13 protein-coding genes are annotated in these 13,353 nt (G+C 69.8%); 6 read left to right on the top strand and 7 right to left on the bottom strand.

Features of this window, described 5'->3' with window-relative positions; genetic code table 11:
* The first annotated feature begins 83 nt into the window (after positions 1 to 83).
* Positions 84 to 1,736, top strand: a complete 1,653-nt coding sequence (locus DMP23_RS24190; protein ID WP_037810321.1) for a glutamate--tRNA ligase — start codon at positions 84 to 86, stop codon at positions 1,734 to 1,736.
* Between the two features lie 43 nt (positions 1,737 to 1,779).
* Here the strand turns inward: DMP23_RS24190 and DMP23_RS24185 are convergent, their stop codons facing one another.
* Positions 1,780 to 2,424: a response regulator gene (locus tag DMP23_RS24185; protein WP_043827761.1), complete on the bottom strand. Its 645-nt coding sequence runs from the start codon at positions 2,422 to 2,424 to the stop codon at positions 1,780 to 1,782.
* Positions 2,409 to 3,653 (bottom strand): sensor histidine kinase, encoded by a 1,245-nt coding sequence (locus DMP23_RS24180; RefSeq protein WP_337822605.1) that lies wholly within the window; start codon positions 3,651 to 3,653, stop codon positions 2,409 to 2,411. The genes DMP23_RS24185 and DMP23_RS24180 overlap by 16 nt, the downstream gene beginning before the upstream one ends.
* Before the next feature lie 184 nt (positions 3,654 to 3,837).
* On the opposite strand from DMP23_RS24180, the gene DMP23_RS24175 reads away from it, so the two are divergent.
* Positions 3,838 to 4,254 carry a hypothetical protein gene (locus DMP23_RS24175; RefSeq protein ID WP_134668068.1) on the top strand — a complete coding sequence of 139 codons (417 nt, stop codon included), beginning with the start codon at positions 3,838 to 3,840 and terminating at the stop codon, positions 4,252 to 4,254.
* Here DMP23_RS24175 and DMP23_RS24170 read toward each other — a convergent pair.
* A complete protein-coding gene (locus DMP23_RS24170) occupies positions 4,220 to 6,580 on the bottom strand; it encodes a penicillin acylase family protein (RefSeq protein WP_337822604.1) in 2,361 nt (786 codons plus the stop codon). The genes DMP23_RS24175 and DMP23_RS24170 overlap by 35 nt on opposite strands.
* A gap of 111 nt (positions 6,581 to 6,691) precedes the next feature.
* Between DMP23_RS24170 and DMP23_RS24165 the strand changes: the two genes are divergently transcribed.
* On the top strand, positions 6,692 to 6,871 hold the full coding sequence (locus DMP23_RS24165; RefSeq protein ID WP_337822603.1) for a hypothetical protein: 180 nt from the start codon (positions 6,692 to 6,694) through the stop codon (positions 6,869 to 6,871).
* A gap of 1 nt (position 6,872) precedes the next feature.
* On the opposite strand, the gene DMP23_RS24160 is transcribed toward DMP23_RS24165, so the two are convergent.
* Positions 6,873 to 8,129 carry an aspartate aminotransferase family protein gene (locus DMP23_RS24160; RefSeq protein WP_337822602.1) on the bottom strand — a complete coding sequence of 419 codons (1,257 nt, stop codon included), beginning with the start codon at positions 8,127 to 8,129 and terminating at the stop codon, positions 6,873 to 6,875.
* An 87-nt stretch (positions 8,130 to 8,216) separates the two neighbouring features.
* Here DMP23_RS24160 and DMP23_RS24155 point away from each other — a divergent pair, with 87 nt between their 5' ends.
* Complete coding sequence (locus tag DMP23_RS24155; RefSeq protein WP_337822601.1) at positions 8,217 to 9,119, top strand: LysR family transcriptional regulator; 903 nt, start codon at positions 8,217 to 8,219, stop codon at positions 9,117 to 9,119.
* Here DMP23_RS24155 and DMP23_RS24150 read toward each other — a convergent pair.
* Positions 9,116 to 10,069, bottom strand: coding sequence for an NAD(P)H-dependent flavin oxidoreductase (locus DMP23_RS24150; protein WP_337822600.1), 954 nt, complete (start codon positions 10,067 to 10,069; stop codon positions 9,116 to 9,118). The genes DMP23_RS24155 and DMP23_RS24150 overlap by 4 nt on opposite strands.
* A gap of 47 nt (positions 10,070 to 10,116) precedes the next feature.
* Here DMP23_RS24150 and DMP23_RS24145 point away from each other — a divergent pair, with 47 nt between their 5' ends.
* The gene (locus DMP23_RS24145) at positions 10,117 to 10,455 is read left to right on the top strand and encodes a winged helix-turn-helix transcriptional regulator (protein WP_337822599.1); all 339 of its coding nucleotides are present in this window, start codon (positions 10,117 to 10,119) and stop codon (positions 10,453 to 10,455) included.
* 34 nt (positions 10,456 to 10,489) lie between these two features.
* Here the strand turns inward: DMP23_RS24145 and DMP23_RS24140 are convergent, their stop codons facing one another.
* Positions 10,490 to 11,257, bottom strand: a complete 768-nt coding sequence (locus DMP23_RS24140) for an LPXTG cell wall anchor domain-containing protein (protein WP_238607785.1) — start codon at positions 11,255 to 11,257, stop codon at positions 10,490 to 10,492.
* Positions 11,258 to 11,260: 3 nt separating this feature from the next.
* A complete protein-coding gene (locus DMP23_RS24135; RefSeq protein WP_439098632.1) occupies positions 11,261 to 11,830 on the bottom strand; it encodes a papain-like cysteine protease family protein in 570 nt (189 codons plus the stop codon).
* A 395-nt stretch (positions 11,831 to 12,225) separates the two neighbouring features.
* On the opposite strand from DMP23_RS24135, the gene rlmN reads away from it, so the two are divergent.
* Entirely contained in the window at positions 12,226 to 13,332 is a 1,107-nt protein-coding gene (gene rlmN, locus DMP23_RS24130) for a 23S rRNA (adenine(2503)-C(2))-methyltransferase RlmN (protein WP_134733182.1), read from the top strand.
* Positions 13,333 to 13,353 lie beyond the last annotated feature (21 nt).

Below are 13,353 nucleotides of genomic sequence, written 5' to 3'. Positions count from 1 at the left end.
CTGGCCGACCGGGGAGGACGGCGGTCGGCGATACTCGAAGCACTAGCGAAAACACCCGAACGACCTGGGAGACCCGACCTCCGATGCTGGACCGTGCGGTCATCGACGCCCTGTTCCCCGCGGATCTGCCCGAGCCTGAGCACTGGGAACAGCGCTATCCGGCCCGGCAGCTGCCCGACGGCGCGAAGGTGACCCGGTTCGGCCCGTCGCCGACCGGCTTCGTGCACATCGGCGGCATCTATGTCGCGACGATCGACCAGGACGTCGCGCGCCGTTCCGAAGGCCGCTATCTGGTGCGCGTCGAGGACACCGACCAGTCGCGCGAGGTCGAGGGCGCCCTGGAGCAGTTCGAACGCGGCTTCGCGTACTTCGGGCTGCAGGCGGACGAGGACGCGGTGCGCGGCGGCGAGTACGGGCCGTACCGGCAGTCCGAGCGCGAGCAGATCTACCTCACCTACGTACGGCACCTTCTGCGCGAAGGCCGCGCGTACATCGACTTCGCGACGAAGGACGAGCTGGCGTCGATCACCGCGCGGCAGCAGGCCACGAAGCTCCCGACGGGCTACTACGGCTCGTGGGCGATCTGGCGCGACGCCGACCCGGCCGACGTGCAGGCGAAGCTCGACGCGGGCGAGCCGTGGGTGGTCCGCTTCCGCGCGCCCGACGACACCGGGCAGCGCGTGCGCTTCACCGACGCGATCCGCGGCACCATCGAGGCCGAGGCCAACCGCAACGACGTGGTGATCCTCAAGAGCTCCGACCAGAGCCCGCGGCTGCCGACCTACCACTTCGCGCACGCCGTCGACGACCACCTGATGCGGGTGAACCTCGTGATCCGCGGTGACGAGTGGATCTCGTCGGTGCCGACGCACCAGCAGCTCTTCGAAGCGCTCGGCTTCGAGCCGATCCAGTACGCGCACATCGCGCCGCTGATGAAGCAGGAGGGCGGCAGCAAGCGGAAGCTGTCCAAGCGCAAGGACCCGGAAGCCTCCGTCGACTTCTATCTCGAAGCCGGCTACCCGGTCCCGGCGGTGCTGTACTACCTGCGCGGCCTGGCGAACGGACGGCTCGCCGAGATGCCGCTCGCCGAAGCGCTGGACGCGCCGATCAACCTCGACGAGTGCGGCGTCGCCGGTCCGCTCGTGGACCTGGTGAAGCTGGACGACCTCGCCGCCGACTACGTCGCGACGCTGTCCGGCGAGGAGATCCTCGCGTCGGTGCTGGAGTGGGCTGAGCGGTTCGACCCGGAGCTCAAGGCGGTCCTGGAGTCCTCCCGCGAGCTGGCGTTGCGTGCGCTGGCGGTGGAGCGCGAGGGCGTCGAGAACCCGCGCAAGGACCTCAAGAAGTGGAGCGAGTTCCGCGCCGTCTACGGGTTCTTCTTCCCACAGCTGCACCAGGCGGCGACCGGTCCGGACGACGAGCGGATCGCGGCGCTGGGCGTTCCGGCGGACGTCGTGCGCGCGGTGGCGTCGGACTTCGTGTCCGCGTACCAGCAGCTCGACGACGGCCAGGAGTGGTTCCAGCAGATCCGCGAGGTCGCGGCGAAGCACGGGTTCGCCAAGAACGCGAAGGAATACAAGAAGGACCCGGACGCGTACCCCGGTTCGATCCGCGAGGCCTCGCAGATCATCCGGATCGCGATCACCGGGTCGACCCGCAGCCCGGACCTGCACTCGATCACGCAGGCGCTGGGCGCGGAGGAAACGTTGCGCCGCTTCGACAATCTGGTGAGCTGACCAGCTCGTGAGTGCTGAGGCCGGTGAGAACCGGCTTAAGCGCTCACGAGTTGAGGTAGGTCAGCACCGCCAGGACGCGCCGGTTGCCGGTGTCGTCGTCGGTGATGCCGAGTTTGCCGAACAGCGACGTCGTGTACTTGCTGATCGCGCTTTCGCTCAGGAACAGCCGCCGGGCGATCTCCGCGTTCGACAGGCCTTCCGCCATCAGCTCCAGCACCGAACGCTCGCGCTCGGTCAGCGAGCCGAGGCGCTGGTCCGGCGATCCGCTGGTGAGCAGTTTCGAGATCACCGCCGGGTCCATCGCCGTGCCGCCGGCCGCGACGCGTTCGAGCGCGTCGATGAACTGTTCGGCCTCGAAAACGCTGTCCTTCAACAGATATCCGACGCCGCTGGCCCCGTCGACCAGCAGTTCGCGGGCATAGAGCTGTTCGACGTGCTGCGACAGGATCAGCACCGGCAGCCCGGGCGTCTCGCGGCGCGCGGCGAGGACCGCACGGAGGCCTTCGTCGGTTTGCGTCGGCGGCATCCGGACGTCGACCACGGCGACGTCCGGCCGGTGTTCGCGCAGCACGGCGACGGTTTCCGGGCCGGTCGTCGCGGTCGCCACCACCTCGTGGCCGTAGGCATGGAGGAGCCGGACCAAACCGTCCCGCAGCAGGTAGAGGTCTTCGGCTACGACGATGCGCATGGCACCATCATCCACGCTCGGGTCGGCCCGCCCGCCGGGCTGGTGATCTCCACCGTGCCGTCGAAGACCGCGAGGCGGCGGCGCAGCCCGGCAAGCCCGCCGTCCGGGTGGATCCCGGCCCCGCCGCGGCCGTCGTCCTCGACCGCGGCGCACAGCCGATTCCCTTCCTGCACCAGCGAAACCTGCACGTGCGACGCGTGCGCGTGCTTGACCGTGTTGGCGAGCAGTTCGGCGATTCCGAAGTACAGCGCGGATTCGATCGGGGGATCGAGCGGCTGCGGCAGATCGGCTTCGACTGTCACGTCGAGCGGCAGGTCCATCGCCATCGCGCGGACCGCGTCGGCGAGCCCGCGTTCGTTCAGCACCGGCGGGCTGATGCCGCGGACCAGCTCGCGCAATTCGGTGAGCGACGTGGCGGCACCGGCCCGGGCGTCGCGCAGCAATTCCTTGGCCTGCTCGGGATCGGTCTCCATCAGCTTCTCCGCCGTCGCCAGCGCGAGGCCGAGCGCGACCAGCCGGGCTTGCGCGCCGTCGTGCAGATCCCGTTCGATGCGACGGATTTCCGCGGCTTGCGCGATGGTCGTGTCGGCGCGCAAAGCGGTCAGGGTGTCGACGCGGTCGGCCAGTTCCATCGTGGCGGACGCGCCCAGGAACCGCGTGGCCACCGGGATGACGCTGCGCCAGGCGTACGGCGCGGTCGCGATCGTGACCAGCAGACCGGCGAGGTACCCCTCCGGCAGGTTCACCAGCGTCAGAACCGCCGCGACGACCCCGAGCAGCGGCACGAGCGCGACCAAGCCGAACGAGACCGGCGCGATCAGCGCGAACCGCAGGTCCCGCCAGGTCGCCGGGTCGTAGCGCCAGTTCTTCAACCGCTGCTCGCGCCGGGCCTCTTCCTGGGTGCGCGAGTAGGAGTGGCCGTTCCACCAGTACCCGGTCGACAGCTGGGTGATCGGCGGGAGCTTCCGGTATCCGAGCGGGAGCACGATGCCGGTCCAGTTCGCGACCATGACCCGCGTCATCCGGCACACCGGACGCGCCAGCGCCAGCGTCCCGATCGCCGCCCAGATGAACGGCGCGATCCACGACCACGGGCTGCCGCCCCACAGCTGCCACAGGCCGACCGCGGCCGCCCACACGACCGGGATCAGCAGCGCCACGCCCGCCGCCTGGGCGGCGCGGACGAATCCCACCCCGCAGTCGTGCACCCAGGACCGTAGCTGTCGCATCGTTTCTTCCCCCCCTGTCCATCCGGCTTCGCGGTCCACTGTGCACCACGAAACGCCGGATTCCCGCCGTCGCGGGACAGGAGTGGGTCCAGCCCCACCCCCTTGTGCGGCCAGACCCATACCGGGCCGGGCCGCGGCTTCCTAGCGTTGCTGGCACAACGGGAAACCACAAGGGAGAACAGCGATGCAGACCATCGAACGCCCCGCCGGCCAAGACCGGTTCGGCTTGGCGAAGAAGTTCGTCGTGGCCTACGGAGCGATGGGCGCGGCCGTCTTCGGCACGATCGTCGCGCTGGCCGTCGTCGACGGGAGCGCGACCGGCTTCATGTGGACGCGCTCCGCGCTGGTGCCGGTCAGCGCCGCGATCATGTACTGGCTGGTCACGCTCGCGGCGAAGGGGTCGCGCCGAGCTTATGAGCGGGCCCGGTTCATCTCGATCATCGCTCCGGTCGCGCTCGTCGGCGTCGACCTGATCCCGGGTGCGTGCCCGGTCTGGTTCCTGCTGCTGCAGACCGCCTGTGCGGTCCTGCTGGCCGGCGCGGCGGTCCCGCTCGTCCGGATGCGGGCTAACTTCCCGAAGCGGACCTCGGAACCAGCCTGATCCGGGTGTCGAGGTTGCGTTCGACGGCCGAGCGGCTCGAGAGCAGGGGGAACGAGCCGCCGGACGCCCACAGGTCGTTCAGGTCGCGGTAGTGCGGACTGCGCGGGTCGCCGGACTGGCCGGGCGCGTTGATCGCCCGCGACGCGTCCCAGTCGCCGACGTCGAGCGCCATTTTGAAGGTCGCGCCGTTGAGCTGCTGGTAGGTGAACGGGTGGAAGAACGACGGGTGGACGGTCTGGTAGTCGCCGCCGACCGAGTTAGGGCCGACGTTCGGGCCGCCTGCCGGGTGCACGAATTCCTGGTGCTGCAGTGCGCCCCAGCGCCATTTCGCCGGGTCGCTGCCGAGTTTTCCGGCGACGTCGCGGAAAGCGAGCTGGAGAGTGTCGAGGATCAGCTTGTCGCGTTTGGCCGCGCCGCCCGGGCCGAACCACGCGTCCGGGTCGGCGAACGAAGCGAGCACCAGGCTGAAATCCGGATTGATGGTGCTGGCCAGGACATCTGCGGCGGCTTGCGGGAGCGTCGCGTGCGCCCAGCCGCCGTGGAGGTACTTCAGCAGCCAGGTTTCGTACAGCGGGGCCGGTGCGGAATCCACCGAGGCGACGCCGTCGAAACCGCGCAGCACTTCGAGCGCCTTCGCGGTGTCGGGATCAGTGGAGGAGAGGTTCCGCAGGAACGGCGCGAGCCGGGGTGCCAGCAAGGACTTTTCGTCGCGCTGGATGGCGAGCGAATCGGCGACGCGGGCGCGCGGCGTGGACTTGATCAGCTCGTCGATCCGCTCCTTGCGGTACGGCTGCTGCCATTCGTAGTTGGACACCACCGGGAAGCCCGGCGGGAGGTTGTAGTCGTTGGCGGAGGCGAAGAATCCGGCAGGCGGATTGTGCTGCCACGGGAGTTCGGAGTTGGCGTGGAAGCCGTTCCACTCGTAGCGGCCGTCGCCGGGGACGGGCAGCAGACCGTCGTAAGCGGTCCCGGTGCGGCGCGGGGTCAGCGCGCCGGGGACGTAGCCGATGTCGCCGTGGACGTCGGCGTAGACGAGGTTCGATCCGGGTGTGCCCCATTCGCGCATTCCGGCGGTGAATTCGGTGAAGTTGCGGGCCCGCTGGTAGTTCAGGCTGCCGAGGTAGGCCGCGCTGCCCGGTTCGGTCCAGACGGTGCGCACGGCGAATGCCCGGTGGGCTGCTTCGTCGACCTTCACGATCGGGCCGTGCCGGGTGAAGGACAGTTCGCGGGTCACCGGCTGTCCGCCGAGCACCGGGATGGTTTCGGTGAGCTTGGTGATCGGCTCCCAGCCGCCGCGGTACCGGTACCGGCTGTGGTCGGCGGGATCGAGGTCGTAGACGTAGAGGTCGGTCTGGTCGACCGGCAGGTTCGTCAGGCCGAACGCGACGGAATCGTTGTGCCCGATGGCGATGCCCGGGTTCCACGGCTCGCCCGCGCCGGTGAGGTTCAAGCCGGGCGCGGAAAGCTGGGCGACGTAACGGCCGGAGGGCAACGAGTCGGAGCGGCGGTGCGGGTCGCTGGCGAGGATCGGCCGTCCGGTGGCGGTGCGACCGGGGCCGATCGCCCACGAGTTGCTGCCGCTGGTGGCGTCGGCGATGTCCCGGTCCGAGGCGACGTCCTTCGGGAACGTGACGCCGGCGGTCGCCTTGTTGTACACGGAAAGCACGTCGCCGGGGATCGAACAGGGGTCGAGGCCCTCGGGCACCGCGGGCTCGTGGTCGGGGTGCAGGCTGCGGAGGTATTTGCTCGCGCCCGGCCCGGCGTGGCACACCATTTGCGCGCGGGCGACCTCCCAGGTGAGGTTCTCGCCGATCGCGTGCGAGCGGATGCGGACGATGTCCTCGGGCTGCCAGCGCGACGGCTGGTAGCCGAGCCTGGCGAACTCCGGCGGGGCGGCCTCGGGGTGCTTGGCGAGCCAGTCGAGGTAGGAGTTGATCCCCGCGGCGAACCGGGTGGCGGCGAGTTTGGCTTCGGGACCGTAGGAGGCCCATTCCTTTTGCATGTCGCCGCGGTACAGGAAAAGCCGGGCGGCGCCGTCTTGGTCCACATAGGACTCGCCGAGGACCTCGCTGAGCAACCCGAGCCCCCGGCGACGCCAGGTGTCGAGCTGAAAGAGCCGATCGCGGGCGACGGTGAATCCCTGTGCGTAGAACAGGTCCGCGGTGTTGGCGGCGTAGATGTGCGGGACGCCCCACTTGTCGACGAGCAGGTCGACCGGGCGGGAAAGACCGTCCAGCGCGACGGTGTTCCCGGCGTTCGCCGACGCGGCCGGGGCGGTGCCGAGCAGCGTCAGAACGAGTATCAGGACGGTAGCTTTGGACCGCATTTCCCCACCCCCGGCAGCAGCGTTGACCCCGCGCACGCTAATCGCGGCGGGCGCGGGGCCCCACCCCTGAACCGGGACGAGTAGGGGGAACCGGACGCCGGGGGCCGTACTGTGCCCGAACTCAGCCACGGAAGCGGTACCGCGCCCAAGACCGTCGGCCGCTGGTGCCAGGGCAGCGGCTACGGGGTCGTCCTCGCGGTGACGACCCGCGAGTTCGTGACCGTCGCCATGGACACCTGCGACCTCGCCAAGAAGGCGGCGGACGCCGTCGCGGGCCGCGTTCCGCGCTGAGCTACGAGACGTCCCCGATCGCCTCGTCCAGAATGGACAGTCCGAGGTCGATCTCGCTTTCAGCGGCGGTCAGCGGCGGCGCGATCCGGAACACCCCGCCCATCCCCGGCAACTGCACGATGTTCATGTGCAGCCCGAGTTCGAGGCAGCGCTGCGTCACGCGCGCGCCGAGCTTGTCCGCGTCCGGGCCGCCGCCGCTCAGTTCCAGTCCGGCGAGCAGTCCTCGACCGCGGATCTCGCCGACTGCCTCGTGCCGCGTCGCGATTTCGTCCAATCCGGTGCGCAGCCGGGTGCCGAGGTCACGGGCGCGTTCGTCGAGACGGTCGCGGATCAGGACGTCCAGCACTGTGTTCCCGACCGCGGCGGGAAGCGGGTCCGAGACGTGCGTGGTGAAGAAGAGGTACCCGCGTTCGTGGGCCTCCTGCTCGATTTCCGCGCTCGTCAGCACCGCGGCCAGCGGCAGTCCGGCACCGAGCGTTTTGGACACCGTGAGGATGTCCGGGACCACGCCGTCGTGCTCGAAGGCGTACCAGGTTCCGGTGCGGCACAACCCGGTCTGTGCTTCGTCGAGGATCAGCAGCATGCCGCGTTCCCGGCATTTCCGTTGCAGGGCCTGGAAATAGCCCGGCGGGGGAACGAGGATCCCGCCGGAGCTGAGGATCGGCTCCACGAGGCACGCGGCGAGGCTGCCGACGGACTGCGCGTCGATCAGGTCGAACGCGAGGTCCAGCTGGTGCTCCCAGTCCGCACCGGGTACTGGGATGGCGAAGTTGCCCGGCGCGCCGGGACCGTAGCCTTTGCGGCCGGCGCTGTAGGTGGCGCTTGCCGCGGCCTGCGTCATCCCGTGCCAGGACCGGGCGAACGAGACGATCTCGTGCTTGCCGGTCACCAGTTTGGCCATCCGCAGCGCGGCCTCGTTGGACTCGGCGCCGGTGGTGAGCAGCAGCGCCTTCTCCAGCGGGGCCGGCAGCGTTTCCGCGAGCCGCCGGGCGAGGTCGACCACCGGACGGCTCAGCATCCCGCTGAACAGGTGGTCGAGCTTCGCGGCCTGCTTCCGGACGGTCTCGACGATCTCCGGATGCGCGTGCCCGAGGATCGCGCTCATCTGCCCGGACGTGAAGTCGAGGATGCGCCGTCCGTCCTCGGTGAAGACGAAACTGCCCTCGGCGCGGTCGATGATTTCGCCGGTGAACGAGCCGGGGCCGGCGTAGCGGACGAGGTGCCGGTCTACGTCGGACCAGAAGGTGTCGGTGGCCATGGCTTCGACGGTAGGGCCGGACCGAGCGCCGCGTCCATCTCACAGTTTCCGCTTGCCTGTGCGATGGCATCGAACAACGATGGGGGCATGTTGAACCCGTGGCGGCTGCGGCTGCTGAGCCGGCTCGCCGTGCTGGGCACCGTTCGCGCGGTCGCGCAGGACGTGAATCTCAGCGCCTCCACGGTGTCGCATCAGCTCGCGCTGCTGGAGACCGAAACCCGCACCCGGCTGCTGGAACGCACCGGCCGCCGCGTCCGGCTGACGCCCGCCGGGGAGAAACTGGCCCGGCAGGCGCGGGCGATTCTCGATCATCTCGACGCGGTCGAGGCCGAACTGCGCGGCGACGAACCGGCCGGACTGGTGCGGATCGGCGCGTTCCAGAGCGCGATCCACACCTTCGCCGTGCCCGCCGCGACCCGTCTCGCGCAGGCTTATCCGCGGCTGGAAACCGAACTGGCGGAACGGGAACCGCACGAAAGCGTCCCGGCGCTGCGGGCGGGCGACAGCGACGTCATCATCACCACCACCGATTTCGTCGACCTGCCGCTCGGTCCCGACCTCGAGATCATCCGGCTGGCGACCGACCCGATCGTGCTGGTCACCTCGCTCGACCGGCCGGAACCGCCCGGGCCGGCGGTGCTTGCGGACTACGCGGGCGAACCGTGGGCGCTCGACATTCCCCAGTCCTACATGGCGACTCTGACGCTGCGGCTCTGCCGCGAATCGGGATTCGAGCCGCGCGCGGTGTGCCGGTTCAGCAACTACCTGATGACGTTGCAGCACGTCGAGGCCGGGCTGTCGATCGCGCTGCTGCCCGGGCTGGCGGTGGATCCGCGGTACCGGGTCGCGACGAAGGCGCTGTCGACGCCGGTGACGCGCACGATCGTCGCGGTCACCCGGCGCGGATCGCCGCGACGGGCGGCGGTGAACGCGGTGCTCGACGCGCTGCAGCAGCCGGTCGAGCTTCCGGCGGCGGTGGAACAGGTTTAGCCGACGAGGTCCGCCATGATTTGCGCGGCCGGAGCGACGTTTCGGACCAACCCCGCGGCTTGTCCGGCGTAGTGCGCCAAGGCTTCGAGGTCTCCGGTCATGCCTGGCACGGGAATCATGTCGTCGTAGCGCTGCCACGGGTTTCCGGCCGCATCCGTTGCTACGACGTCGCCTTCGCCGGGGCGGTCCGCGCGCGGTTGGCCTGCTGCTTCCCATTGCGTGAGCGTCGAATTGCGCAACACGCGGTGCGGCGCGTCGGGCCATCCGCCGTCGAAGCAGCGGGTGTGGACGGCGTCCTCGAGTTCCGCGGCGAGCACGGCTTCGCGGTAGGAATCGTGGGTCGCCGCTTCGGTCGCGGTCAGAAATCGGGTGCCCAGCCAGCCGCCTTGCGCGCCGAGGGCGAGTACTGCGGCGAGCCCGCGACGGTCGGCGATTCCGCCTGCCGCGAGCACGGGGATCGGGCCGACCGCGTCCACGACGGCGGGTACCAGCACGAGGGTCGACGCTTGGCCGCGGACGTGTCCGCCCGCTTCCCAGCCTTGCGCGACCACGACGTCGACGCCTGCTTCCGCCGCCTGTCGTGCTTCGGCGACCGAGCCCACGGTGTGGATCAGCCGCGTGTCCTTCGCGCGGGCGGCGACCTTGGCGGGGTCGCCCCAGAACGTCGAGATGATCGGGACATCTTCGGCGAGGCAGGCGTCGAGGACGTCGTCGATCGGGAAGTCGAGCACGAGGTTGACCGCGAACGGACGGTCGGTGCGGCGACGCACCTCGCGGATCCGGCGGACCGCCTCGTCCGGGTCGGTCCAGGTGAGCGCGAGGGTCCCCAGGCCGCCCGCGTTCGAGACCGCCGCGGCGAGCGCCGGGGTCGAAGCGGAGCCGATCGGGGCCTGCGCGATCGGCACGTCGATGCCGAGCGCGGCGCAGACCTGCTTCGGAAATCGAATCATGGCGGCCGATGTTAGTGTTTCGGAAATCGAAGCACAAGGAGATTCGGATGGTGACGCCGAAGCCGGGACAGCCGGTCCGGGGCTCCACGACCGGCCGTCCGCTGATGGCCGCGCTCGACCTCTTCGGGCGGCGGTGGTGCCTGCGGATCGTGTGGGAGCTGCAGGTCGGCACGCTCGGGTTTCGCGCGTTGCAGCAACGGTGCGACGGGATGTCTTCGAGCGTCTTGCGGCAACGCCTGGTCGAACTCGGCGAGGCCGGCTTGGTGCACCAGACCGGCGAATCGCATTACGCGCTGACGACGCTGGGCCGCGAGGCGTTCGACGCGCTGCGGCCGCTCGTGTCGTGGGCGGATCGGTGGGCCGCGTCGCTCGACGGCGGCGAGTGATCGGCGGCAGGGGCGGACCCCTGCCGCCGACGGATCACTTGCTGTGCTGGGAACGGCGGCGCAGGAGGAACGCGCCGCCCGCGGCTGCCGCGGCCGCCCCGCCGACGGCGAGCGCGGTGGCCGGGCTTCCGTCCCCGCCGGTGTTCGGGGCGGTGACGGCATAACCGCCGCCCGCGCCGGTCTTGTCATACGTCGAGCCGGGCAGCTTGTCGCCGTACCGTTTCTGCAGTTCGGCCCGGTAGCCCGCCAAGGTGACGCGGGTGCCTGCCGGGACGCCGGAGACCGCGCCGTCGAGGACGGTCACGGTGTCGCCGTTGACCGAGTACCAGGCGTTGACCTGCGGTTCGTGCAGCAGGTAGCCGCCGTGCGCGGCCGCCGCGTGGACCTGTTCGTCGTTGCCGGAAGCGACGTTGATGACCTGCCATCCGGCCTTGCTCGGCTGCGCCCACACGGTCGCCGCGCGCCCGTCGGCGAGGTGGGCCGGAGACGCGACGTACGCGAGGGCGGCAGGGACGTCGGATTCGCCGTTGATGAACGCCGCGGTCGGTTCGTAGACCGGGATCTGGGTGTTGGCGTCAGCCGCGGCCCGAGTGGCGTGCGCGGCCGCCGGGGCCGCGCCGGGGAACTTGGTGTGCGCGAGGCGGGCGGCGGTGTCCGGGCTGGCGAGCAGACCGGAGATCGCCGCGGTGTCCGAGGAGGACGGCCCGGTCGGCGACTGCGCGGCGGACGCCGGGTTCGCGGCGAACACGGCGGCAGCGATGGCTCCCGATGCGACAGCGGTGCGGAGGATGGTTCGCAGCATGAGTCAGCCCACCATTCCGTAGACGGTGTGGGTCCAGGCGAATTGGTTGTTGGAGACGTAGGAGCTGTAGTTCATCGAGTTGTAGCGGTTGTTCGACGGCCACGGGTCGCCGTATTCGACGATGCTGCGGCCGTTGGAGTCGTCGTAGCCGTAGAGGACGTGCATGTGGCCACCGCCGGACGTCCAGCCGATCCGGGTGCCGATGGGCTGCCCGGCGTCGATCTGGTTCTTGATGCCGGAGAAGGAGAGCCGGTAGCCGTTGGAATTGTAGGAGCCGACGCTGCGGAACCCGAGGTAGCGGAAAACTCTTTGCTGGTCGCTGAGATAGCCCTGGTTGTTCGCGCAGTCGCTGCCGGACTCGTTGTGCGCGATCTGGCAGAACCGGGTCTGGGTAAGGGAATAGCCCCAGTACGCGGCGATCGTGTTGCCGCTGGCGTCCCAGCACCACTGGTCTTTCTGCTGGGCCTGCATCGAGATGTTCGTTTCGCCCGCGTCCGCGGCGGCGGGAACGGCGAGCGCGGCGGCCGCGGCGGTCGCGACCGCCGCTATTGCGCGCAGAATCGAAGAACGCACTTTCACGGGATCCTCCAACGGGGAAGCCCGGCCGGTCCGGGGAATTCCGGACCGGTGGGGAAGGGGAGATGCGCCGCGAACGGTACGCGCGCGAAGTTTGCGGCGACTACCGACTAACGGGGGTATTCCGTTGCCGAAGTGCCGCGCCGGATATTTCTACGCCGGTCGATTATTTGTGTGCCCGGCGTCGACTATAAGGGAATTCATCCCGGAAAGCATTCGGCAATCCGACTTTCGTAGGGTGTTTTTCCGTTGAATCCCGCCCGTCCTTCGTCGGCCGCCGTTCCGGCGACCCGGCGGCCGGATCGCGCCGAGGCCGCCCGCTGACCCGGTTCGCCCGCCGCCCGCGAGGGGGCGGAGCGCCGGATTCGCGCGTATGAGACACTTGATCGGTCATGACTGCCCTCCCTCTTGTTTTCGACGCGCCCAAGCGCGGCCTGCCGCCGCGCCATCTCGCCGACCTCACGGTGGCCGAGCGAGCCGAGGCGGTCGTCGAACTGGGGGAGAAGGCGTTCCGCGCCAAGCAGTTGTCGAACCACTACTTTTCGCGGCTCACCGTCGACCCGGCGGAGATGACCGACATCCCGGCCGCCTCGCGCGAGAAGCTGGTCGCCGACCTGATGCCGCCGCTGCTCACCGAGGTCCGCGCACTGGCCGCGGACGGCGGCGCGACCCGCAAGACCCTGTGGCGCGCGCACGACGGGACGCTGCTGGAAAGCGTGCTCATGCGCTACCCGGACCGCGCCACGCTGTGCATCTCGAGCCAGGCCGGCTGCGGCATGGCGTGCCCGTTCTGCGCGACCGGCCAGGGCGGCCTCGACCGTAACCTCTCGACCGCGGAAATCGTGGACCAGGTCCGCGACGCCGCCGCGGTCATGCGAGACGGCTCGATGCCCGGCGGCCCGGGGCGGCTGTCGAACATCGTCTTCATGGGCATGGGCGAGCCGCTGGCGAACTACAAGCGTGTGGTGGCTGCGGTGCGTCGGATCACGGATCCCGCGCCGGGTGGTCTGGGTATTGGGCAGCGTTCGGTGACGGTGTCGACGGTGGGGCTTGCTCCGGCGATTCGGAAGCTGGCGGACGAGCGGATGCAGGTGCGTCTCGCGGTGTCGCTGCACACGCCAGACGATGAGCTGCGGGACACGTTGGTGCCGGTGAACAATCGTTGGTCGGTGGACGAGGTGCTGTCTGCTGCCCGGTATTACGCCGATACGTCGGGTCGGCGGGTGTCGATCGAGTATGCGTTGATCCGGGATATCAATGATCAGCCGTGGCGGGCGGAGTTGCTGGCGAAGCGGTTGCGGAAGCATTTGGGTCAGTTGGTGCATGTGAACGTGATTCCGTTGAACCCGACGCCGGGCAGCAAGTGGGATGCGTCGCCGAAGCCGGTGGAGCGCGAGTTCGTGCGGCTGGTGAACGCGGGCGGCGTGGCGTGCACGGTGCGGGACACCCGGGGCCAGGACATCGCGGCGGCCTGCGGGCAGCTTGCCGCCGAAGGTTGAGCGAACAGTTCAGAGTGGAGT

Source organism: Amycolatopsis sp. A1MSW2902, assembly GCF_017312175.1.
In the GTDB taxonomy this organism is placed as follows: Bacteria; Actinomycetota; Actinomycetes; order Mycobacteriales; family Pseudonocardiaceae; genus Amycolatopsis; species Amycolatopsis nivea.
This window is presented reverse-complemented; position numbering and strand designations above follow the sequence as displayed.

What these genes read in the sequence shown, in the direction of transcription:
- DMP23_RS24190 (WP_037810321.1), top strand. Translation starts at nt 84, where the DNA reads ATGCTGGACCGTGCGGTCATCGACGCCCTGTTCCCCGCGGATCTGCCC.
- DMP23_RS24185 (WP_043827761.1), bottom strand. Translation starts at nt 2,424, where the DNA reads ATGCGCATCGTCGTAGCCGAAGACCTCTACCTGCTGCGGGACGGTTTG.
- DMP23_RS24180 (WP_337822605.1), bottom strand. Translation starts at nt 3,653, where the DNA reads ATGCGACAGCTACGGTCCTGGGTGCACGACTGCGGGGTGGGATTCGTC.
- DMP23_RS24175 (WP_134668068.1), top strand. Translation starts at nt 3,838, where the DNA reads ATGCAGACCATCGAACGCCCCGCCGGCCAAGACCGGTTCGGCTTGGCG.
- DMP23_RS24170 (WP_337822604.1), bottom strand. Translation starts at nt 6,580, where the DNA reads ATGCGGTCCAAAGCTACCGTCCTGATACTCGTTCTGACGCTGCTCGGC.
- DMP23_RS24160 (WP_337822602.1), bottom strand. Translation starts at nt 8,129, where the DNA reads ATGGCCACCGACACCTTCTGGTCCGACGTAGACCGGCACCTCGTCCGC.
- DMP23_RS24155 (WP_337822601.1), top strand. Translation starts at nt 8,217, where the DNA reads ATGTTGAACCCGTGGCGGCTGCGGCTGCTGAGCCGGCTCGCCGTGCTG.
- DMP23_RS24150 (WP_337822600.1), bottom strand. Translation starts at nt 10,069, where the DNA reads ATGATTCGATTTCCGAAGCAGGTCTGCGCCGCGCTCGGCATCGACGTG.
- DMP23_RS24145 (WP_337822599.1), top strand. Translation starts at nt 10,117, where the DNA reads ATGGTGACGCCGAAGCCGGGACAGCCGGTCCGGGGCTCCACGACCGGC.
- DMP23_RS24140 (WP_238607785.1), bottom strand. Translation starts at nt 11,257, where the DNA reads ATGCTGCGAACCATCCTCCGCACCGCTGTCGCATCGGGAGCCATCGCT.
- rlmN (WP_134733182.1), top strand. Translation starts at nt 12,226, where the DNA reads ATGACTGCCCTCCCTCTTGTTTTCGACGCGCCCAAGCGCGGCCTGCCG.